General features: G+C 65.5%; 15 protein-coding genes and 1 pseudogene. 6 read left to right on the top strand and 10 right to left on the bottom strand.

Annotation, left to right across the window (positions count from 1 at the left end; translation table 11 throughout):
- Nucleotides 1-119: 119 nt before the first annotated feature.
- On the bottom strand, nucleotides 120-713 hold the full coding sequence (locus N1F91_RS25570) for a TetR/AcrR family transcriptional regulator (RefSeq protein ID WP_289996352.1): 594 nt from the start codon (nucleotides 711-713) through the stop codon (nucleotides 120-122).
- Between the two features lie 592 nt (nucleotides 714-1,305).
- On the opposite strand from N1F91_RS25570, the gene N1F91_RS25565 reads away from it, so the two are divergent.
- Both N1F91_RS25565 and dcm read left to right on the top strand, forming a co-directional pair.
- Nucleotides 1,306-2,628, top strand: a complete 1,323-nt coding sequence (locus tag N1F91_RS25565; protein ID WP_289996351.1) for a DNA cytosine methyltransferase — start codon at nucleotides 1,306-1,308, stop codon at nucleotides 2,626-2,628.
- A gap of 1,315 nt (nucleotides 2,629-3,943) precedes the next feature.
- Nucleotides 3,944-5,929: a DNA (cytosine-5-)-methyltransferase gene (gene dcm / locus N1F91_RS25560; RefSeq protein WP_289996350.1), complete on the top strand. Its 1,986-nt coding sequence runs from the start codon at nucleotides 3,944-3,946 to the stop codon at nucleotides 5,927-5,929.
- A gap of 497 nt (nucleotides 5,930-6,426) precedes the next feature.
- Here the strand turns inward: dcm and N1F91_RS25555 are convergent, their stop codons facing one another.
- The 8 genes from N1F91_RS25555 to N1F91_RS25520 form a co-directional block, all read right to left on the bottom strand.
- A complete protein-coding gene (locus N1F91_RS25555) occupies nucleotides 6,427-7,860 on the bottom strand; it encodes a mannose-1-phosphate guanylyltransferase/mannose-6-phosphate isomerase (RefSeq protein WP_289996349.1) in 1,434 nt (477 codons plus the stop codon).
- Between the two features lie 76 nt (nucleotides 7,861-7,936).
- On the bottom strand, nucleotides 7,937-9,331 hold the full coding sequence (locus N1F91_RS25550) for a phosphomannomutase (protein WP_354670565.1): 1,395 nt from the start codon (nucleotides 9,329-9,331) through the stop codon (nucleotides 7,937-7,939).
- 274 nt (nucleotides 9,332-9,605) lie between these two features.
- On the bottom strand, nucleotides 9,606-10,349 hold the full coding sequence (locus N1F91_RS25545) for a FadR/GntR family transcriptional regulator (RefSeq protein ID WP_289996348.1): 744 nt from the start codon (nucleotides 10,347-10,349) through the stop codon (nucleotides 9,606-9,608).
- The gene (gene yjfF, locus N1F91_RS25540; protein ID WP_289996347.1) at nucleotides 10,349-11,338 is read right to left on the bottom strand and encodes a galactofuranose ABC transporter, permease protein YjfF; all 990 of its coding nucleotides are present in this window, start codon (nucleotides 11,336-11,338) and stop codon (nucleotides 10,349-10,351) included. The genes N1F91_RS25545 and yjfF overlap by 1 nt, the downstream gene beginning before the upstream one ends.
- A complete protein-coding gene (locus tag N1F91_RS25535; protein ID WP_289996346.1) occupies nucleotides 11,335-12,360 on the bottom strand; it encodes an ABC transporter permease in 1,026 nt (341 codons plus the stop codon). Before N1F91_RS25535 ends, yjfF begins: the two co-directional genes overlap by 4 nt.
- Nucleotides 12,357-13,883, bottom strand: a complete 1,527-nt coding sequence (gene ytfR, locus N1F91_RS25530; protein ID WP_289996345.1) for a galactofuranose ABC transporter, ATP-binding protein YtfR — start codon at nucleotides 13,881-13,883, stop codon at nucleotides 12,357-12,359. Before ytfR ends, N1F91_RS25535 begins: the two co-directional genes overlap by 4 nt.
- Nucleotides 13,884-13,996: 113 nt before the next feature.
- Nucleotides 13,997-14,959 carry a galactofuranose ABC transporter, galactofuranose-binding protein YtfQ gene (gene ytfQ / locus N1F91_RS25525; RefSeq protein WP_354670564.1) on the bottom strand — a complete coding sequence of 321 codons (963 nt, stop codon included), beginning with the start codon at nucleotides 14,957-14,959 and terminating at the stop codon, nucleotides 13,997-13,999.
- Nucleotides 14,960-15,341: 382 nt separating this feature from the next.
- Nucleotides 15,342-15,830, bottom strand: coding sequence for a GNAT family N-acetyltransferase (locus N1F91_RS25520; RefSeq protein WP_289996344.1), 489 nt, complete (start codon nucleotides 15,828-15,830; stop codon nucleotides 15,342-15,344).
- 160 nt (nucleotides 15,831-15,990) lie between these two features.
- Here N1F91_RS25520 and N1F91_RS25515 point away from each other — a divergent pair.
- Nucleotides 15,991-16,481: pseudogene (locus N1F91_RS25515) on the top strand (RidA family protein).
- 219 nt (nucleotides 16,482-16,700) lie between these two features.
- On the top strand, nucleotides 16,701-16,892 hold the full coding sequence (locus tag N1F91_RS25510; protein ID WP_289996343.1) for a hypothetical protein: 192 nt from the start codon (nucleotides 16,701-16,703) through the stop codon (nucleotides 16,890-16,892).
- A gap of 594 nt (nucleotides 16,893-17,486) precedes the next feature.
- On the opposite strand, the gene N1F91_RS25505 is transcribed toward N1F91_RS25510, so the two are convergent.
- Complete coding sequence (locus N1F91_RS25505; protein WP_289996341.1) at nucleotides 17,487-18,545, bottom strand: NADP-dependent oxidoreductase; 1,059 nt, start codon at nucleotides 18,543-18,545, stop codon at nucleotides 17,487-17,489.
- A 404-nt stretch (nucleotides 18,546-18,949) separates the two neighbouring features.
- Between N1F91_RS25505 and N1F91_RS25500 the strand changes: the two genes are divergently transcribed.
- Nucleotides 18,950-19,192: a hypothetical protein gene (locus N1F91_RS25500; protein ID WP_289996340.1), complete on the top strand. Its 243-nt coding sequence runs from the start codon at nucleotides 18,950-18,952 to the stop codon at nucleotides 19,190-19,192.
- A gap of 751 nt (nucleotides 19,193-19,943) precedes the next feature.
- On the top strand, nucleotides 19,944-20,855 hold a 912-nt coding region (locus tag N1F91_RS25495; RefSeq protein WP_289996339.1), incomplete at its 3' end, for a PAS domain-containing methyl-accepting chemotaxis protein.

Below are 20,855 nucleotides of genomic sequence, written 5' to 3'. Positions count from 1 at the left end.
GCCCGCATCGCTCCGCCATCCCTTCGACCGATTCGTCGACAAGCGGTATCCCGAGCGCGAGCGGCAAAAGTGAGTCGTTCGTGAAATGAGGGGATTCATGAGCCCCCGGACCGGCGTCGCTAGTTGTGAATGCCGGCCGTCAGCCTTTCGCTCGGGTGGGCGGCGAGGCCGCGCGTCGCCATCTCGATCAGAGCCTCGGCCACGTCCTCGGCTGTCCAGGGTCCGTCGGGCGAATACCATTTCGTGACCCAGTGGACCGCGCCGAGCAGCATGAACATCGCGAGCTTCGGGTTGAGGGTGAGGATGCTGCCGTCGCTGATCCCCTCCTCGACGAGCCGCCGCATGCGCTTCTCGAAATCGTCGCGCAGCGCGATGATGTGGTCGGCCTGCGTGCCTGTCAGTGCATTCTCCTCGAGGATCAGCACCGGGACGCCCATTGTCCCGATCATCTCGCGCAGGTAGCCCGACATTCCGATCTGTATCTTTTCCAGCCCGTTTCGCCCTTCGTCCTCGCCCTTGTCCATGCATTCGCGGGCGATTTCCATCGCCTCTTCGTGGCAGGCGTAGAGCAGGTCCTGCTTGCTCTGGACGTAGCGGTAGAGCGCGGCCTTGCTCACCCCGAGCCTCAAGGCGACGTCGTCGAGCGTGGCGCCATGGCTGCCGCGGCGGTTGAACACCTTCGCGGCCTCGCGGATGATGGCCTTCCGCTTCATTTCCAGCACTTCTTCCCTGTCAGGAAGTGTGTTCGCCCAACGTGACATTCGATCTCCACCCGCACGGCGTGCTCTGTTGCATTACCCTACGGGTGTTTCAGTGAATGTCAATTCCCTTCAGTGACTATCCGGTAACTTGTGTGACGGGCACGGGCGCTGGCGCGTCGGCGAGGCTCGCCTGCTCACGGGGAACGGCCGGCCGGTCTGTTGCTGTCGCGGAGACGGCAGCCCCGTCCTGTTGAAGGCGTGCAGGCGGGAGGACGGTTACGTCGAGCCTGCGCCGCGGCCTGACAGACGCCGTGCAAGGCAGTTGAAGCCCGGTTCGCAGGGACCATCCGCGCCATGCGCGCCCGACCTGAACGAACTCGTCGCCTCGGCTGCGATCCTCCTGGAAATGCGCCCCGTGACGGGCGCCGCGACCTTGACGCTGCTCCGGTCGGTAACGCGGCTTCCGCTGCGTCGCCTATCCCGCTAGGGTTTCATTAACAGTCACTAAAATATCCATTGTTTGCGACAACGTCAAAGGGCAGGGGACATGCGCGTATTCTCTACGTTTTCCGGCATCAGCGCCGCTACTGCGGCCTGGAGGCCTATGGGCTGGACCTTCGTGGGCTACGCCGAGGTCAATCCCTACGCCTGCGCCGTGCTCGCGGCGCGCTGCGGCGCCACAAGGCCGAAGTACATGCCCTATGCCGAGCACGCCTATCTGATGGACGAAAGCGAAGGCCTGCTCGCTCGGCTGAACGAGCTTTCCAGGGGAAATGGAAACGTAGTGCAGCGATACTCGGAACAGCCGCTGGATTTCGAGAACCTCAACCGTTTCCAGCGGGTGGAGGCATACGAGAGGTTCCATGAGACAGTCTGGAAGCAAGCCGCCAAGGAGCTCAGGAAGCGCGAGGAACTGCTCAGGCTTCATCGGCGCACGAGCTATGAGGTCATTGGCGCCGTCCCAAATTTCGGAGACATCTGGTCGATCACCGACGACGACCTCGAAGCGCTCGGGCCGGTCGACCTGCTTGAGGGCGGCTCTCCCTGCCAGGCTTTTTCAAGTGCCGGCAAGGAGGCCGGGCTGATAGACTTCCGGAGCGCGTTGATGCTGGCGTACCTCGATCTTGTCGAGCGCATGAGGCGGATCAACGGACTGAAATGGGTTCTTTGGGAAAACGTAAAGGGAGTTCTCGGTGACAATGGAAACGGGTTCGGACATCTGCTTGGAAGGCTCGTCAAGGAGCGGGGAACTGCCGTCGGTAGGGACGGACTGCGATACGCCAACGCTGGTTATGTATCCGGGCCAGACGGTTCGGTTGCCTGGCGCGTCCTCGATTCTCAACATTTCGGCAGGCCCCAGCGTCGCGAGCGCGTATTTGCTCTCGGATATGTTGGAATGGGACCTGCCCGCAGGGATCCTCGCGACATACTCTTCGAACCGGTCGGAGAAGGATCGGCTGCTCCTCGAAAGAAAAAACCACGCGAAGAAGCCGCTCTCGCCCTTTCTGGCAGAAGCGCTGGAGATGTCCCCCGATCCGAACGGCTAGCTGTCTTCATGGCCGGGCAGACCAAGGCGGCATTCAGCATTGCCGAGTCGCGCACGGTGTGTCCGACGCTCCGGTCCGTGTCTTCGGGATCGAATTCCGTTCCTCGCGTAGCCTATGCTTTGGACGAAAAGGCCGGACGCTCGGCTGATCCATCCGTCGCTGCGCCGCACTACGTCGTCCGCAAGTTGCTCCCGCTCGAAGCGGAACGGATCCAGGGCTTCGAGGATGGCTGGACGGAAGTGCAGGTAAACGGCCAGGTGATGCCGGACGTGCCGCGGCACGCCTGTATCGGAAACTCGATGACTGTCGACGTCATGCGCTGGATCGGGCAGCGTCTTGACGAGGCAATGGATGCTGGCGTCGAAGGCAAGGCTGCATAGAAGCTGCCGTCTTCCTGCCCCGAAGGCGCTACCGTCCGGGGTTTCCGGCGCATCGCCACCGGATGGCGCCTGAAGGCCAGCCGCGTCAGGTCGTCCAAGGCGACTTCTGATCAAGAGCCAGGCCCGCAGCTGCGATATGCCTGCAGCAGCGGGCGGGTCTCTTCGGCTGAAAGGGCTGCGGGGTCCCCTCAGCGACTTCGGTGTGCTCGCGGTATGGGTCTTCCGGCTCGACACCGTCCGCTCCAATGCTCGGGTTCGTGCGGGCGCCCCATGGCGAAGGCCTTTGCGATCGGCGTTGGACGCCGGCAGGCTCCCGGCGGTCAGCGGTGGTGCAGCCGCGACAGACTATGGCCAGCGTCCATCGCGTCATCAGCAGCCTGCCGACCGCCAAGGCCGACTTGCATTGCTCCGGGAAGAAAGCCGGGGCCCCCGGAGGGGATGCGCCGAGGCTGCAAGCCGGCGCCTCCCTCGGAATACCACCGCGCAGAATGCTGGGCGCGGCGAGGGTCGGCAATGCGCTGGAAGCATGCCGTGGGCATCCCGCCGGGCGCGCCAGCCGGGCTTGTGCAACGTGATCAGAGCGGCCCAGGGCATCCTCCTCATCCGCAGGCTATCCGGAAGGTCTGCCCGCTTCCGCGAGGCCCGGCGTGCGCGATTTCCTCAATGCCGCGGCAACTCTGTGCTTCTCCTGCCGGCAGGAGGCGATGTTCCAGTGCACTCGCGGCGACAACTGTCCGCTCGCCGAAGCATCCCCCGCCACGGTTGGAGAGCACCGCTGTCTCCTTGTTGACACCCGGCGGCGTAGCCGATGCGAGCCACAGGTTTCGTGTGGAACTCTACTTTGCCGCTCAGGTTCCCGGGAAGACTTGCCGCTGCGTAACATGCTGATGCTGCTGGAAAACGCCGTTTCGCTCGAATTTTATCATTGGCAGTCAGATTTCAGCAGGAGTGGATTTCATAGGGTCTACACAACCAGAACGACATGCAAGGGGACATTGCCATGACACAGAACGACAGCTTGCCGGAGAAGCCCTTCCGAGAGGCCGACGCCGCGCCTGACCATGACGAGCGTCAGGCATCCGCTAACGCTCGTCAGGCGTCCGGCGCAGCCGGGCAGCCTGCGTACCTCCGGTCCACCGGAGCATCGGCCAAGCCTCGATCCGGTCAGGAGATGAAGGATCAGCGTGGCCGGGGAAGGCGCCGTCAGGCTGCCTCCCGCGTACAGGCTTCTCACGCGGACGGCACAGCAGCTGACGACGCCGAGGGCGTATCCGGACAGGAGCCTCCCGTTGACGATGCAGCCCGCGCACGGGCGATGGAGGTTCGGCACGGACGCGAACTGAACGAGACGCGGGACCGTCTGGAGCGCTGGCGCGTCAAGCAGGCGAGGGAAGCGTTCCGAACCGGCGACCAGTGGTCCGAACTGACGGCCAGGCTGTCCGTGAAGGAAGTTTCCGCCTTCCTTGCCGCAGAATGCCAGATCCCGCGTCGCGACGTCGCCCGGTTCGTGCGGCTGGCAAAGGTCCTGGGCGCCGATCGCGAGCTGTACATCGAAAAGGGCGTCGCGGTTTCCGTCCTGCTCGACCTCGCCGGACAGGACGAAGCCGTCCGCTCCGAGGCGCTGCGCATGATCCGGTCGGGCCGCTCCCTCCAGAGCAAGGAACTGCGCGCGCTGAAGCGCGACATCAGCCTCGAACGAGCCGCCGCCGAAGGCGCCTTGGATAGGACCCGCATCCGCGACCTGCGCAACATCGCCGTCCGCAAGGCGCGCGCTGGCGTGGACGCCTGGCTTGCCTCCCTGGAAAAGGTCGTCAACGCGGCTCACGACGTCTCCGAGTTCGACATGCTGAAGGGGAACACGCTGACGATGGCGCCAAAGAAGATCGATCGCCTGGCCATCAAGGCAGCAAAGCTTGTCGAGGAGCTGCCGGCGCTGGTCGGCAGGGAGTTCGCAAAGGCGCCGGTTCCTGACCGGCCCCGTTCGGGAAAGTCGCCGGGGAGCTGGCCGGAGGTCTTCGCCACGCTCAGGGCGATGGCGAAGCGCAGGATGTTCATCGAGCACCGCTACGAACGTCCGGAAACCACCGTAATGGACTTCGACCCCCACATCGTGGCGCAGCTGGCCTGGGCGTTCGGCTATGACGGCTGCACTGACGGCGACAAGGCCCGTGACCGCATGCGTGAAGCCGGCTCGGTTCCTCTGGCGACGCAGCCTGGGCCGGAGCCGACGCCCTTCGACCGGCGGAACAAGCCTACCGTCCTGGAGATCTGCGCCGGCGCCGGGGGGCAGGCGCTTGGGCTTCACGCGGCGGGCTTCTCGCATGCCGGCCTCGTCGAGATCGATGGCGACGCCGCTGCCACCCTCAAGCACAACCGGCCGAGCTGGCCCGTGCTGAACGCGGACCTCCGCGGACTCGACCTATCCCATCTCAAGGGCGTCGACCTTCTGGCCGGAGGCGTTCCGTGCCAGTCCTTCTCGGCGGCCGGAATGCGGCTGGGCGCCAACGACGAACGCGACCTTTTTCCCGAGGCGTTGCGTCTCGTTCGCGAGCTGAGGCCGCGGGCCGTGATGCTGGAGAACGTCACGGGGGCCTTGCACGTCGGAAACGCCGTCAACCGGCTGCGTATCCTATCCGCGCTTGCCAGCCTCGGATACGACGCTGAATGGCGGGTCATCGACGGCTCTGAGTTCGGCCTGCCGCAGAAGCGCCGGCGTTCCGTCCTTGTCGGCTTCCAGCAGGGCATCATGCACCGTTTCCGCTGGCCTGTCGCCATTGGCACACCTGCGCCTACGGTGGGCGAGGCGCTCTTCGACCTCATGTCGGCTAACGGGTGGGAACACGCCGGTGAGTGGGGCGAGCGAGCGAACGGCCTTGCGCCGACCCTCATCGGCGGTAGCCAGCGCAAGAAGGGCATCGACCTCGCTCAGGAGAAATCAAGGCAGGCGTGGATGAAGATCGCGGTCAACCCCAACGGCAGGGCCCTTGAGGCGCCAGGCCCGGGCGTTCCGGCGGACCACAATCCGAAGCTGACGCTGGAAATGATGGCGCGGATCCAGGACTTTCCCGAGTGGTGGAGCTTCAAGGGCAGCCCTCAGCAGGCCTTCCGGCAGATCGCCAACGCCTTTCCGCCACGCATGGCGTTCGCGGTCGGGGCCTCGATCATGCGCGCGCTGACAGGCCGCGAGATCGACCTCCCGGCGGCGCTGCTGAAACCGCTTGCCGAACCCGAGAAGGTTCCTTCGGAGTTCGCAAGGAAGTTCAGCATGGAAGCGCGGCGGCAGTCGGCGCAACGGGAATGACGCCGTAGCCCGGCGATCGGTCCGGCACGCTTCCGGCGACGATGACATGTCCCGGCCGGAACGGATCCCGGCCGGGCAGCCAAAGGCCTCGGGCCAAGGACATGGGCGGCTTCCAGGCCGCCCTGTCGTCGGTCTTGCCCGCGCCAACGTGCATCTCGTCGCGCTGGCGGGGGTTTTCTGCCGCCTGCCCAGCGAATGGTCTGGCGCGGTGCTGTATCGGCATGGAGTAAAAAAAACTGCCTGCGGAAAGGCTGAGGCAGACAGTGCCTGTGCGGGATCACGGGATCAGCGGCCCGGGAAGACCTGTAACGGTCAGCCACCGGCGGCAGCGGAAGAGCCAGGCCGCGATGGTTCGGGCGCGGGGCGTTCGCGCCGCCACGCCGGGCTCCTGCATTTCCATCAGGACAACGGGGCAGGGGCAGCCAACGCCCCGAAAACGGCCGCAGCCATCTTGGCGGCCGGCGGAGCGCTGCGGCTGCTGCGCCGGCGGCGGAAACTCATCCCTTCGCGCCCTGGCCCCGCGCGTAGACGTCGTCGTACCTGATGATGTCGTCCTCCCCGAGATAGCTGCCGGTCTGGACCTCGACGAGGACCATCGGCACCTTGCCTGGGTTCTCCATACGGTGGACGGCGCCGAGCGGTATGTAGACGGACTGGTTTTCGGTCAGGAGCCGGGCCTCGCCGTCTATGGTCACCCTTGCCGTCCCCTGCACCACGATCCAGTGCTCCGACCGGTGGTGGTGGCTCTGCAGGCTGAGCGCGGCGCCCGGATGGACGTGGATGCGCTTGACCTGGAAGCGGTCGCCGACGACGAGCGACTCGAACCAGCCCCACGGCCTGTGGTCCTTGGGCAATTCGGTCGCCTGTGAGGCCCCTTTCTTCCGGAGGGCCTCGACCGCCAGCTTGACGTCCTGCGCACGGCCGAGGTCGGCGACAAGGACCGCGTCGTTCATCGCAACGACGATGACGTTCTCGAGGCCGATGCCGACCAGTTCCACGCCGTCGCTCTCCGACCGCAGCAGGCTCGACCGGCAGTCGATGGCCGTTACCGCGCCTGATGCGGCTACGCCCATCGCGTCGCGCGGCGTTTCGCTCCACACCGCGTCCCAGCCGCCCAGGTCCGACCATGCGCCCCCATAGGGAACGACCGAAAGGTTTGAGGCCCGCTCCATGATGGCGTAGTCGATCGAGATGTCGCGCGCACGCGACCAGGGCTCGGGGGCGAGGCGGAGGAAGCCAAGGTCGGACCGTGCGTCGGCGAAGGCGGCGCGCACGGCTGCAAGCACGTCGGGCGCATGGGCTTCGAAGGCGGCGACCATGTCCGAGGCCGAGAAGAGGAAAATGCCGGCATTCCAGAGGTAGTTTCCCGCGGAGAGCATCGAGGCGGCCCGTTCCGCGTCCGGCTTCTCGACGAAACGCGAAAGCCCGACCGGATTCCCCCCGGCGACGTGCCTGTCCGAAAGCTCGAGATAGCCGTAGCCTGTCTCGGCGCGGGTAGGCGCGATGCCGAAGGTGACGATCTCGCCGCGCGCCACGGCGGAGAGCCCCCGCTCGACGGTCGCACGGAATCCTTCCGCGTCGGGGATGACGTGGTCAGACGGCGACACGAGGAGGATCCCTCCCGGATCCCTGTCAAGGACGAACAGGGCGGCGGCCAGGATCGCCGGCGCGGTGTTGCGCCCCTCCGGTTCGATGATCACGGCAAGGGGGTCAAGCCCGGCGCCCGCGAGCTGTTCGGTGACGATGAAGCGGAAGTCGGAATTGGTCAGCACGACAGGCGCCGAAAAACCCGCGCCGACGAGCCGGCTGGCCGACGCCTGGAAGAGCGTCTCCTCGCCGACGAGCGGGACGAACTGCTTGGGATAGCTCTTGCGCGACAGCGGCCATAGACGGGTGCCTGATCCGCCGCAGAGTATAGTGGGATAAATCATGTATCGCTGTGTCCGCCCGGAATGCACCGGCAAGAAACCAGATAAGCCCGGCCGCCGCAAGGACGGAAACCAGGCGTCAGATCGCTTCGCGGACCCTCGCCAGGAACCGCGCCAGTAGGTCCGCGGCGTCCCCTGGACGCCCGGCTTCGGCGTAGACGCGGAACTCCGGCGCGTTGCCCGACGGACGGAGGTGCACGATCGCGCCGCCGTCGAACCGGACCCTAAGGCCGTCCGTCCGGTCAAGGGCGCTTTCCCGGCCGGCGGGCTCGAAGAAGCCGGCGCGGAACGCCGGGTCAGCGAGCCTGTCGAGCAGCCGGAGCGCCGCTTCGGCCGGGATTCCGGCAAGCCGGTCCGCCGCGGTGAAGCGGGGCGGCAGGGCGTCGACGAGCCCGGCCAGCGTCAGTCCTTTGGATCTTGCCGCGGCGAGCGGCGCAAGCATCGGCAGGAGCGAATCGCGCGTCATAAGCGGCGCGATGTCGCCCGCGGGCGCCTTTGCGGTGTAGCCCAGCAGGAAGCCGCCGTTTGCCTCGAAGCCGACGACGCGCCTGCCGGGGTCGGCCGCGAGCAGCGCTTCCATCGCGGCTATCACGTAGGGGGAGCCGATGCGGGTGAGGCGGACCGTCGTGAAGCCGGGAATGAGGCTGACCATGGAGTTGGACGAAACCGGCGTACAGACGGCGTCGGCTCCGAGCGCCTTCGCCGTGAGCACGCCCAGCACGTCGCCGGGCACGACCCTGCCCGTCCCGTCGGCCAGCATAGGGCGGTCCGCGTCGCCGTCGGTGGACAGGATGGCGTCCAGGCCCTCGGCCGCGCACCAGCCGGCGAGCATCGCGCGGGTGCCGGCGTCCACCGCCTCGGTGTCTACCGGGACGAAGTCCCCGGAACGCGCAAGCGCCACGACGGTCGCTCCAAGCGCCTCGCAGACGGCCGACAGGGCATCACGAGCGACCGACGAATGCTGGTATACGCCAAGGCGCAGCCCGGATAGGGCCGTCGGCCCGAACGCGGCGGCATACCTCGCGACGAACCGGTCGCCGGCTTCCGGGCAGGGGCGGATGGCGCCGCCGGAGGCGGCCGCCGGCCGTCGCCCGGCCTCGTATGCCGCCGCGATCGCGGCCTCCTCGCGCTTCGAGATCTCGCCTGCCGGTAGGTAGAACTTGAGGCCGTTGCGGTCGGCCGGGATGTGGCTTCCCGTGACCATGATGGACGCCGCGCCTGCCGACATCGCCTCGGCCGCCAGCGCGGGCGTCGGCAGCGCGCCGCAGTCGCGCACGTCGACCCCCGCGCGCACCGCCGCCGCCATCACGTCAGCGGCGATGCGGGGCGAGGACGCGCGCAGGTCCTGGCCGACAAACAGCCCGGCGCCGACGGGGCACGCCGCAAGGAAAGCCTCGGTGTAGCCCGTCACGAGGCCCGGAGTGAGTTCTACGACAAGGCCGCGAAGGCCGCTCGTGCCGAATTTGGGAGCCAGGATCCATACCTCGGGTGTTTGCTGCTTCGGACGTGACTATGGACCGAATGGCACGGGGCCATGTCAAGGCCCCGGAACGCAGCCGCGGATCTGCCGGGACACCGGTCGCGCCGGCTCGTGCGGGTCTCCTTCCTGTGCCGGCGCCGCGCAGGACGGCTGCGTCCGCAAGGGACGAGGGAGGGGCGTCGGCTTGATGGCCGCTGGAATAGCCGCGCCCTAAGCCTTGCGGCCGGGCTCGGGCGTGGCGAGAAAGAGGCCCCTTCTTGTGGGCCGGTCAGCCGAGCCGCTCGAGCGACGTGGTGGCGACCCTGTCGGCGACGCGTTCCTTACCGTCGATGATGACCGTGCTGACGGCGCTTGCCGCGGCGTCTGGGTCGCCTTGCGCGATCGCGTCTGCGATGTGCCGGTGGCGCATCGCCGTCCGTAGGTGGCGTTCGGGCTCGCCGAAGGGCGAACTGAGCTTGAAGCTCGTCACAAGCGCCGCTTCGATCAGGTTGCCGAGCGAGTAGAGGAAGGGGTTCTTGGCGGCCGCCAGCATGGCCAGGTGGAACTCCAGGTCAGCGAGTGCGAAGCTCTCCATCGAGGTCGCCGTCCGCATCTTCTCGGTGGCCTCGACCATGGCCGCCACGTCCTGGCTCGTCGCATGCCTGGCGGCAAGCCGCGCGGCATAGGGCTCGAACGCCAGGCGTATCTCGCTCAGGTGCGTGATGAACTGGCCGTCGATGCCGCTTTCCAGATGCCACGTCAGGACGTCGGCGTCGAACAGGTTCCACCGGGTGCGCTCCGTGACGCGGGTGCCGACCCGCGCGCGCGGAATGACGAGACCCTTGGCGGTGAGCGTCTTCATCGCCTCGCGCAGGACCGTCCGGGAGACGGCGAAGCGGTCGGCAAGTTCGGCGTCCCCGGGCATCAGGCTACCGCTGGGGTAGAGCCCGCCTACGATCGCCTTGCCGAGCTCGTTCACCACATGCGAATGGCTGTTTCGAACGATGTTTCCCGAGATGGCAGTCTTGAGCATCACGATCCTCGACCGGGCCTGTCCGCCGTGCCGCGTTCGCGGGTAGAGACCAGAACGAGCCCCTTCTGCAGCAGAATGAACGCAAAGAGCAAGAATCCGATAACGATCTTCGTCCACCAGCTCGACAGCGTGCCGTCGAAGACGATGTAGGTCTGGATCAGACCCATGATGAGGACGCCGACGAGGGTGCCGGCCACGAAGCCGCTGCCGCCGGTGAGCAGCGTCCCGCCGATCACGACCGCGGCGATCGCGTCGAGTTCGACGCCGACGGTGGCCAGCGAATATCCGGCCGACGTGTAGGTGGCGAAGACGATGCCGGACAACCCGGCGAGAAAGCCAGACAGTGCGTAGATGGCGATGGTCGTGCGTGCGACGGGGACCCCCATGAGCGAGGCCGTGGCCGCTCCGCCGCCAAGTGCATAGACGTTGGTGCCGAACCTCGTGCGATGGGCGAGGACGATGCCTGCAAGGAAGACCAGCAGCATCAGGCCGCCTATGAACGTCAGGCGGCCCTTGCCCGGCATGAGCCAGTACGCGTCCTTCAAGACGTCGAAGAAGTCGTGGTCGATGGGTACCGCGTCGATCGAGAGCACGTAGGCCATGCCGCGGGCGAGGAACATTCCTGCGAGGGTCACGATGAAGGGCGGCATTTCCAGAAAATTGATCGTCGCGCCCATGCAGGCGCCGAACAGCGTGGTGATGACGAGCAGGAGGACGAAGACGGGGATCGGGTGCAGGCCGGTGTCGCGCAGCATCACGGCGATGAAGACGCCGGAGAAGGCGATGACGGAGCCGATCGACAGGTCGATGCCTCCCGACAGGATGACGAAGGTCATGCCGACGGCGGCGATGCCGAGGAAAGCGTTGTCCGTGAGCAGGTTGCCCACGACACGGGTCGAGAGGATCGCCGGGAACTGGATGAAGCAGACCGCATAGGCGGCGAGAAAGATCACGACGGTCGCGATCAGCGGAAGCATGCGTGCGTTCATGGCGTCACCGTGCGTGTGTCGGCCGGATCGGTGCCGGGCTGCCGCCTGAAGAAGATCGCTGCCGTCCGCGTCGCCGGCGACTGCAGGACGAGGATCGTCAGGACGATCAGGGCCTTGATGATCAGGTTGAATTCGGGCGGGAAACCCGACAGCAGAATGCCCGTGTTCATCGCCTGGATGATGAGCGCGCCGATGAGCGAAGCCAGGATCGAGAAGCGCCCTCCGAGAAGCGACGTCCCGCCGATCACGACCGCAAGGATGGCGTCGAGTTCCAGCCAGAGCCCGGCATTGTTGGCGTCCGCGCCGCGGATGTCGGCCGCGGCGATAATGCCCGCAAAGGACGCGCAGAGCCCGGAGGCCATGTAGACGGCGATCAGGAGCACGCGCGAATTCACGCCCGCCAGCGTGCTGGCGCGCAGATTGACGCCGATCGCCTCGATCAGCATTCCGAGTGCCGTCCAGCGGACCACCAGCGTGAAGAGGAGACCAGCGATCATCCAGATGATCACCGGAGTCGGCACGGTCAAAATCGATCCCGACCCGATGAAGATCAGGCCTTCCTGATTGAAGGTGAGGATGGCGCCTTCGGTGATGAGCTGAGCGATGCCGCGCCCGGCGACCATGAGAATGAGCGTGGCGACAATGGGCTGGATGCGCAGGACCGCGACGAGGAAGCCGTTCCAGAGGCCGCAGGCGAGGCCGGCAGCGATCGACAATGCCAGCGTGGCGGGCAACGCGTATCCCTCGGTGCTGCCCCAGGCCGCCGTCGCCCCGCAGATCGCCATGACGGCGCCGACGGAGAGGTCGATGCCCCGCGTCGCGATGACGAGCGTCATCCCGATCGCCAGGAGAGCTACTGGCGCGCCGCGGTTGAGGATGTCGATGGGGCTGCCGTAGAGCCGGCCGTTGGCGATCCTGACCTCGAAGAAGCCGGGAAAGACGATCGAGATCAGCACCAGGATGGCCGCCAGGATGGCCAGTTGCGGAGCGATCCTCCGGGCAAAGCGCGCTGCGCCGTTCATGCCTGCTGCTCCGCTTCGTGCGATGCGATCGCCTTGACGATGCTGTCGGTGGTGATCTCCGCGCCCGCGAGTTCGGCCACGTGCCGGCGGTCCCGCACGACGATCACGCGATGGCTGTAGGCGACCAGTTCGTCCAGCTCGGAGGAGATGACGAGGAGTGACATGCCCTGGGCGCAAAGCTCCTCGATCAGGCGGATTATCTCGGCATGGGCGCCGACGTCGATGCCGCGCGTCGGTTCGTCGAGGACCAGGAAGGTCGGATTGGTCGCCAGCCAGCGGGCCAGCATGACCTTCTGCTGGTTGCCGCCGGACAGCAGGCCCACGGGCTTCTCGGCGTCCGAGGTCCGGATGTCGAGACGACGAATGAACTGGTCGGCCAGTTCGACCTGGCGGCGCGGCGGGATCGGGCGCGACCATCCGGCCCGTGCCTGGAGGGCGAGCACGATGTTTTCGCGGATGCTGAGATCGCCGATGATGCCGTCGGTCTTTCGGTCTTCCGGACTGAAGCCGAAGCCTGCCGCCACCGCGTCGCGGGGCGACTTCAGATCGATCCGCTCGCCGTCCTTGCGGGCATCGCCGCTGTCGTGCGGCGTCACGCCGAAGATCGCTTCGGCCGTTTCGGTGCGCCCCGAACCGAGCAGTCCGGCCATTCCGATGACCTCGCCGCGCCGGACGGCGAGATCGAACGGCGCCATTCGACCGCTTCGCCCGAAGCGCTCGAAGGTGAGGTGGGGACCGCCGGACGGCGCGTCGGTGCGGCCGGTCACGCGCGTCTCCTGCTCCAGCTCGCGCCCGAGCATCATGTTGACCAGCTTCATCCTGTCGAGGTCGCCAACCCTCTCCGTGCCGACCAGCCTGCCGTTGCGCAGCACGGTGATGCGGTCGGAGACGTCGAACACCTGGTCGAGGAAGTGGGAAATGAAGACGATGCCGAGGCCGCGCCGCTTCAGGGTGCGGATGACCTCGAAGAGCATCTGCACCTCGTGTGCATCGAGGCTGGCCGTCGGTTCGTCGAGGATCAGCACCTTGCCGGAAAGCCTGACGGCCCTGGCGATGGCGACGATCTGCTGGACCGCGACCGAGTAGGTGTCGAGGTTGCGGGACACGTCAATGTTCAGCCCGTAGTGGGACAGCGTCTCCCTCGCCTGGCTCTTCAGCCGGCCCTGCGAGACGAAGCCGAACCGCCGTGGCTGGTGTCCGAGAAAGAGGTTTTCAGCGACTGTGAGGTTGGGCAGGAGATTGACCTCCTGATAGACGGTGCCGATGCCCAGGCCCTGCGCGTCGAGCGGGTCCCTCGGGTGGATCAGCTGCCCTTCCAGCAGGACGTCGCCGGAATCGCGCCGATAGGCGCCGGTCAGGCACTTGATCAGGGTGGACTTGCCGGCGCCGTTCTCGCCGAGCAGGGCGTGGACTTCGCCTGCCACCAGCGTGAAATCGACCGCGTCCAGCGCGATCGTGCCTGGAAACCCCTTGGAGACCGCTTCCGCACGGAGGAGCGGTGGATTTTCGGCCACTGTGTTCATCCTCGACTTGATAGCACACCGATGGACCCGCCCCGACGACGTGCATCGGAACGGGCCGGTCGATCATGACCGGCGCCGCGCGGTCAAGCGCGGCGCCGACGTCTCGGGAGGTATCAGTAGCCGAGATCCTTGCGGCGCTCGTACTCGCCCTTCGGATCGTCCGCCTGGGTGTAGAGCTTGGACTCGGTCTGGATGAACTTCTCCGGCATGGTGCCGTCCTTCATGAAGGCCGCGAGGGCGTCGAAGGCAGGACCGGCCATGTTCGGGGTAAGTTCGACCGTGGCATTCGCCTCGCCGGCGGCCATGGCGACGAAGATGTCCGGAACCGCATCGATCGACACGACGAGGATGTCCGTTCCAGGCTTCAGGCCGGCTTCCTTGATGGCCTGGATCGCGCCGACGGCCATGTCGTCGTTGTGGGCGTAGAGCGCGCAGATGTTGGCGCCGCCGCCCTCGGCCTTGAGGAAGCTCTCCATCACTTCCTTGCCCTTGGTCCGGGTGAAGTCACCGGTCTGGCTGCGGGTGATCTTGATGTTGTCGTGGCCCTTGATGGCGTTTTCGAAGCCCGTCTTGCGGTCGATGGCCGGGGACGAGCCGGTCGTGCCCTGGAGTTCGACCACGTTGCACTGCTTGCCCGCAAGCGTGTCGACGAGCCAGTTGCCGGCGACCTCGCCCTCGTGCACGAGGTCGGAACCGACCGCGGTGAGGTAGAGATCCTTCGAGGAGTCCACCATGCGGTCGAGGAGCACGACAGGGATCTCGGCTTCCTTCGCTTCCTCGAGCACCGAGTCCCAGCCGGTGGCCACGACCGGCGCCAAGAGGATGGCGTCGACGCCCTGGGCGATGAAGGAGCGCAACGCCTTGATCTGGTTCTCCTGCTTCTGCTGGGCATCGGCGAACTTCAGATCGATGCCACGCTTCTCCGCCTCCTGGCGGGTTACCGTCGTCTCGGCCGCCCGCCAGCCGGACTCCGATCCGATCTGCGAGAAGCCGATCGTCTGGGCAAGCGCGCCCGACGACATGAGTGCGATGGAGACCAGCGCGCCTGCGCTGATCCCGGCCATTTTGAACAGCATTGAATCCTCCCTGGAAACTGCAAGGGCGTGTGCCCGGGCGACAAAAAATCATACTATATTATTTTTGTAAACTGTCGGAATGAACTGCGTTGGATCGGCCGCGCCCGGATGGGAAAGGCGGGCGCGGGAGGGCGAACCGGCGCCGAAGGCTGCCCTGTAAGTCAGCACGGAGCCTTGACCCCATTCCGGAACCCAATAAACCTCTGATTTTCCGAGATGAATCCGAGATTGGTGGGGTCACCGCCGGCGCCGATATATGACCCTCCAAGACGGAGAATTCCGTCGAAGAATCATTCTCTTGCCGTCATCCGTGTCGGGGGGGGCGAGATTCGGTGCTGATTCAAGGAGTCACAGATGCGACTGGTCTGACAACAGCGAGGTCTCAACAGGCAACCTGCTTCCTCTCGCGGGAGGCAGGCGTAGCATCGCGCCGCAATTCGAAACCGTATCTCGTGAGCTCGAAGCCGGTCGCGGCGCAAAGGCCCGATACAGCCGGATCGTTGAAGCCTCCAAGGAATAGCACCTTCGCGCTGCCGACCCGCCAGGCAAGCTTGATGGCGAAACTGACCAACCTTTTGGCTAAGCCGTTCTGACGATGGTCCGAATGGGTCACCACGTTCTCGATCATGGCGGTTGGCTTTCCAACCCAGGTGGCGTTGGGGATCACCACAAGCGTACAGGCGGACACGAGTTGCTCGTCCAGGAAGCCCGCGAGGATTGTTACTCCAGGTTCTTCGAGTGCCTGCTGGAATGCATCATGAGCAAGCGCTTGCGCGAAGATCGGGTAACGTGGGTACAGGTGCCGGTACAGCGACGTCAGCTCCGGCAAGTCACCATACGCAATGGATCGAATGCGGAGTGGCGGTGTCATTGCTCTGCTCGGTTATGTCGGGGTTCTGAGCAAGGAACACCAATACTTCAGCAATTCATATCCGGAAAGACTTGTCTATCAGGTTTCTCGTCCTCGTGTGAATCAGCACCGTTCCCGAGGCCGGTCTCCCGGCGCCGAACGCCCTGGACTGGAGCATCGCATGAGTTTCGTCGATCACCATGAGCCGTCCGACGGCTCGCCCGAGGGCCGGCTTGCGCTGCTCGGCATCGTGATTCCGCCGCCGCCGCCGCCGATCGCGAACTTCCTGACCCACGTTCGCGAGGGCAACCTCATCTTCCTGTCCGGCCAGGGACCGCGGGAGGCAAGCGGCTACCTGCACACGGGCAAGGTCGGCGCCGACGTAACCGTCGACGAAGCTTATGCCCACGCGAGGCTCACCGGCGTCAATCTGCTGTCCGTCATGCACCACGTACTCGGGGATCTCGGCCGGATCAGGCGCATCGTGAAACTGCTCGGCATGGTAAACGCCGTGCCGGAGTTCGGCGACCACCCCGCCGTCATCAACGGCCGCTCCGATCTGTTCGTGAAAGTGCTCGGCGACCGGGGCGAAAACGCGCGGTCCGCCGTGGGAGTCGGTTCCCTGCCTGGGAACTAGTCGAAATCGAAGCAGTGGTCGCCGTACAGGGATGATGCAGTCGCATCCGATGCGCCAGACAGTCCCTTTGGCCCCTATCCGCACCTGGCAGTCTCCATAAGCGGTGCCGCGCGGCCACGCCGCCGCGCTCGGGGCCTTGCCCGCACCTGCTGCCTCCGACGTGTCCGTTCCTATCATGTTCACGGCTGGCAGGCAGAAGGGGAAAGTGGAGGGCACGCCACCTCTCCAGGTTGACGCAACGTACGGTTGGCCTTATGGAGGTGCAAGTTTTCTTTGAAGCGACGATGGGCGGGAAAATGGCGGCGCGCATCAATCTTCCCGGCGGCATGCTCAAGATCAAGCGGTACATCGAGTTGCGGAGCGTCGAACGCGCGAGGGAGGTCCCGGTCCTCAAGGTTGGGATTTGGTACTTCATCTGGTGGCGACGCGAGGACCGCTCCCGCTGAGGGAGTTTTCCCAAGGACTTGCCGGGCCGCGGGCCCAAGGACAGCCGCCCGGCGTCCTACGCGACGGAAGTGCTGATCCAGGCTTCTTTCGCGAGCTCTGCGGTGGGCGGCGAAGGACCTGACGGATTTCGAACCGAGCGCGATCCGGCCCCGACCTTCCGAAAAACGACGTGCCGCACGCCGGGCGTGGATGACCGCCTGGCGGCCCACGGCATCTTCTGGTGCCTGCGCCCTTCAGACCTACGGCTATGATCTGCAACCTGTTCAACGGGTGGCAGGAAAGAACGGTCCGAATCGGTTCCTGGCCCGCACGACCCGGGCGTTCGACGACCACGCCGCCGCTGGTCGACGCCTCCGTCGTCAGCCTCAACCGGCGGCGGCGACGGAAAAGAGGCGGCTTGATCTACTTGTCGGCCGCCCTCGAGACGGGGTCAATGGCCAACCTTGATGCGCTCTCTCCGCGTCGAGCTTGCGGCAGGCGCCCCAAGCGACGTCAGGCACGCCCATCATCTCTCGGGCATCTTGCGCAGTGAAGCTATGCGAGGCGGCCTTCTGGAGTGGCAAATGCGACATGCTGGTACGGCGCGCATCCTTTCAATCCGCCAGATGGACGATCGATTTGCCGATGTTCTCGCCGGACAGCATTCCAAGAAACGCCGGGACAATTTCCCCGAACCCCGAACGTGCGTGCTCGCGGTGGACTATCTGTCCAGTTTGCAGCCAGTTGGCCATCCTATCTTCGAATTCGGGAAACTTGCGTTCAAGATCGGAGACAATGAAGCCCTGCACCGTAAGCCTGCGTGTCAGCACAAGGCGCATGAATTCGTCGAGCGCCGCTGGATCGGCGTGCTGCTGGCCGCTGTACTGGGATATCAGCCCGCAGACGACGAGACGTCCGAAGTCGTTGAAGGCTGACGCGACGGTACGCGAGATCTCGCCCCCGACATTGTCGAAGTGGATGTCGATACCGTCAGGACAAGCGGCGCCGAGACGGGCAGCCAGGTCTGGTTCGCGGTAGTTCAGGCCCGCGTCGAAGCCGAACTGCTCGACGATCGCGCGGCACTTTTCCTCGCTGCCGGCGATGCCGACGACGCGGCAGCCTAGCAGCCTGCCGATCTGGCCCGCGATCCCGCCCACTGCGCCGGCTGCGCCTGTCACGACGAGCGTCTCGCCCGCCTCGGGTCTGCCGATATGCATGAGGCCGGCATAGGCCGTCATGCCGGTCATTCCCAGGGGGCCCAGCCACGCGCCAGGCGACGCGACCGAAAGATCGATTCTTCTGGCAGCCTCTCCGCGGACCAGAGCATACTGCTGCCACCCGCCGGGGATCACGACATGGTCTCCCGGAGCAAGGCCTGGCGCGCGCGACTCCAGGACCAAGGCGACAGCCCTTCCGGGTATCGCTTCCCCGATCCTGAGGGGGGGCGTGTAGCTGCGGCGGTCGTACATCTTGAGACGCAGGTAGGGATCGACCGAGACCGTTACATTGCGGCAGAGGATTTCGCCGTCGCGGGGAGCCGCGACGTCAACCAGACGCTCTTCGAATACGTCGGGCGCGGGCTTTCCGTCCGGCCGGCGGCAAAAATAGATCTGGCGGCTCTGCATGTTGTTTCCTTCGTCATTGTCGGCGTCTGCTTCGTCCACGACGGCCACGAACCTCCGTCACGCCGGACGACCGTAGGTGCCGCGCAGCGTGACGCAATCATGCGCCCGTTTCGACGGGAGGATTCACAGGAGTGAAACTTTCCCGCCGCTGCTTGATTTTCCTGCTGAAAGGTGAACTGCCGATCATCCGCACCGATCGGACTGGGGCGTGTGCGTCAAATCCTGCAGACCGGGGGGGGCCATGCGGCCGGTCGTGCAGCCAAGCGAGTCCAAGCGTCTTGGCTCGCGCAGGTCTTCCCTGTTAAGGCAGCGCTTGGCCTCCGTCCATGTCTCTTGGCTTTCAGCGGCGGGCGTTGCCGTCATTCAACGCCCGCATTGTTGTTGCCAGGTCGCGAGTGTGGCGCAAGATTGCCCGTCGGGATATGCCTTAGCCACAAAGGGATACGAGCATCATGTCCAAGGACGTCAAGCGGCGGGAGTTCTACGACGCAGCCTTCGGCGCTTTCGAGGCACATCGCCAAGGCTTGCAAGGAGGCACGGTTCCGTCCCCGCGCGGTCGCCTGCAGGTCTCCGGCGGAGGCCGCGTAACAAGCTTCTTTGGCTTTTTCACCGCTTGGTTCACCGGCCCGTCAGCCTCGGCGACAAGCTCTGCGGAAGAGGGGCCGGGGAAGGAAGCCACGCCGGCACATGAGTGACGGCGGCTCGCCTGTAGTTCCGTCCGACGTTTCAGCGGTGGCGACCATCCCCCGCTGCCCGGGCTTCTAGATGCGCCCGTGCACCGTGATGCGGGGGGCGCTGCATTCTGGAAACCGACGTTCATGGTCAGCGTAGACAGCAGGGCGTCGGCGGCAAGCTGCGCGAAGCTGGCGAAGGCCATGGCGAAGTCGAGGATCGACGCCACTGCGCCGCCTTGCACGACGCCGGCGCCCTGCCGGAAGGTGGGCTGCGGCCCGTGGCCGAGTTGCGGAAGAGGGGGTAGAAGGGCTCGCTCCTGGCGTCGAGAGCGATGGCCAACGCGCTGCTGTCGACGGGGTGGGCGACGTAGCCACTGGCCACGAAGCGGCGGTCGAGGACGAGGTCGGAGTTCATGCGTGGTCCGCTCAGCCGGCCTCACTGCCCTCTGCTCGGTACGCCGCCTTGTTCGACCATCTGCACGAACACGCAGCGGGCGAATGCAGCGTGGCTTGCGCGCTATCGTCATCGCGGACGGACGCACTGTGCGCTGATCAGGCGGCCCTGCGCGCAGCCTGCCGACGACGGACCCAGCGTTCCTTCGCAGACGGCCCCACCTTTCAGCTTCTCTTCTTTGAGCTGTGTTTAATTTAGTAATAACTTAAATAGCATGCTCTTAATTCGAGCCGTAGAGGTGTGAGCGCCAGGCGATTTGAGGCGTCGTGCATGTCGCACGGTCGCCCGCGCCGTTATCGGCATCGGGGGGAGGGGAGCATGGGTTTCTTCAAAGCGGGGCTTTCGTCGAAGGCGGGAAAGGCGAAGGTCGCTGAACTGGAAGCGAAGGTTGCAGCGATCGTCCGGTCACAGGCGGTCATCGAGTTCGGTCTCGACGGTATCATTCTCGCGGCCAACAAGAACTTCCTCGACACGGTGGGATATGCCGAGGCAGAAATCGTCGGCAAGCACCACTCGATGTTCGTCGATGGCTCGTTCCGCTCCAGTGCCGAATACAAGGCCTTCTGGGATCGTCTCAGAGCCGGAGAGTTTTTTTCCGGCAAGTATGCCCGCGTCGGCAAGGGCGGACGCGAGATCTGGATTCAGGGTTCATACAACCCGCTTTTCGATGCGAACGGCAAACCGTACAAGGTGATCAAGTTCGCATCAGACGTCACCGAGGCGGAAATGCAGCGGCGGCGTCAAAGCGAAGACGAAAGTGCGGCCCGAAGCGCGCAGCAGCAGAGCGTCATCGGGGCGCTCGCCGAGGGGCTGCGCAACCTGGCCGCGGGAAACTTCACAGATGGAATCAGGCAGCCATTTCCGGCCGAATACGAGGCCCTGCGGGTGGACTTCATCAAGGCCATGGACGCGCTGCAGGGCGCCATGGCCTCGATCGCGAAAAGCGCGGAGACGGTGCGCAGCGGGACGAGCGAGATCATGCGCGCATCGGACGACCTGTCGAAGCGGACCGAGCAGAATGCGGCGAGCCTGGAGGAGACCGCGGCGGCGCTGAACGAGCTGACCGAGACGGTGCGCCAGACGGCCGACGGCGCCCGCAAGGCGGACCGGACGGTCGCCTCGACCCGCTCGGATGCGGAGAAGAGCGGCGAGATCGTGCGCCAGGCAATCACCGCCATGGAGCAGATCGAGAAGTCGTCGTCCCAGATCGGCCAGATCATCGGCGTGATC

It is taken from the genome of Aquibium sp. ELW1220 (genome assembly GCF_030398385.1).
In the GTDB taxonomy this organism is placed as follows: Bacteria; Pseudomonadota; Alphaproteobacteria; order Rhizobiales; family Rhizobiaceae; genus Aquibium.
Note: the sequence above shows the minus strand (reverse complement) of the source record. Positions and strands in the feature narration are given on the sequence as shown.

What these genes read in the sequence shown, in the direction of transcription:
- N1F91_RS25570 (WP_289996352.1), bottom strand. Translation starts at nt 713, where the DNA reads ATGAAGCGGAAGGCCATCATCCGCGAGGCCGCGAAGGTGTTCAACCGC.
- N1F91_RS25565 (WP_289996351.1), top strand. Translation starts at nt 1,306, where the DNA reads ATGGGCTGGACCTTCGTGGGCTACGCCGAGGTCAATCCCTACGCCTGC.
- dcm (WP_289996350.1), top strand. Translation starts at nt 3,944, where the DNA reads ATGGAGGTTCGGCACGGACGCGAACTGAACGAGACGCGGGACCGTCTG.
- N1F91_RS25555 (WP_289996349.1), bottom strand. Translation starts at nt 7,860, where the DNA reads ATGATTTATCCCACTATACTCTGCGGCGGATCAGGCACCCGTCTATGG.
- N1F91_RS25545 (WP_289996348.1), bottom strand. Translation starts at nt 10,349, where the DNA reads ATGCTCAAGACTGCCATCTCGGGAAACATCGTTCGAAACAGCCATTCG.
- yjfF (WP_289996347.1), bottom strand. Translation starts at nt 11,338, where the DNA reads ATGAACGCACGCATGCTTCCGCTGATCGCGACCGTCGTGATCTTTCTC.
- N1F91_RS25535 (WP_289996346.1), bottom strand. Translation starts at nt 12,360, where the DNA reads ATGAACGGCGCAGCGCGCTTTGCCCGGAGGATCGCTCCGCAACTGGCC.
- ytfR (WP_289996345.1), bottom strand. Translation starts at nt 13,883, where the DNA reads ATGAACACAGTGGCCGAAAATCCACCGCTCCTCCGTGCGGAAGCGGTC.
- ytfQ (WP_354670564.1), bottom strand. Translation starts at nt 14,959, where the DNA reads ATGCTGTTCAAAATGGCCGGGATCAGCGCAGGCGCGCTGGTCTCCATC.
- N1F91_RS25520 (WP_289996344.1), bottom strand. Translation starts at nt 15,830, where the DNA reads ATGACACCGCCACTCCGCATTCGATCCATTGCGTATGGTGACTTGCCG.
- N1F91_RS25510 (WP_289996343.1), top strand. Translation starts at nt 16,701, where the DNA reads ATGGAGGTGCAAGTTTTCTTTGAAGCGACGATGGGCGGGAAAATGGCG.
- N1F91_RS25500 (WP_289996340.1), top strand. Translation starts at nt 18,950, where the DNA reads ATGTCCAAGGACGTCAAGCGGCGGGAGTTCTACGACGCAGCCTTCGGC.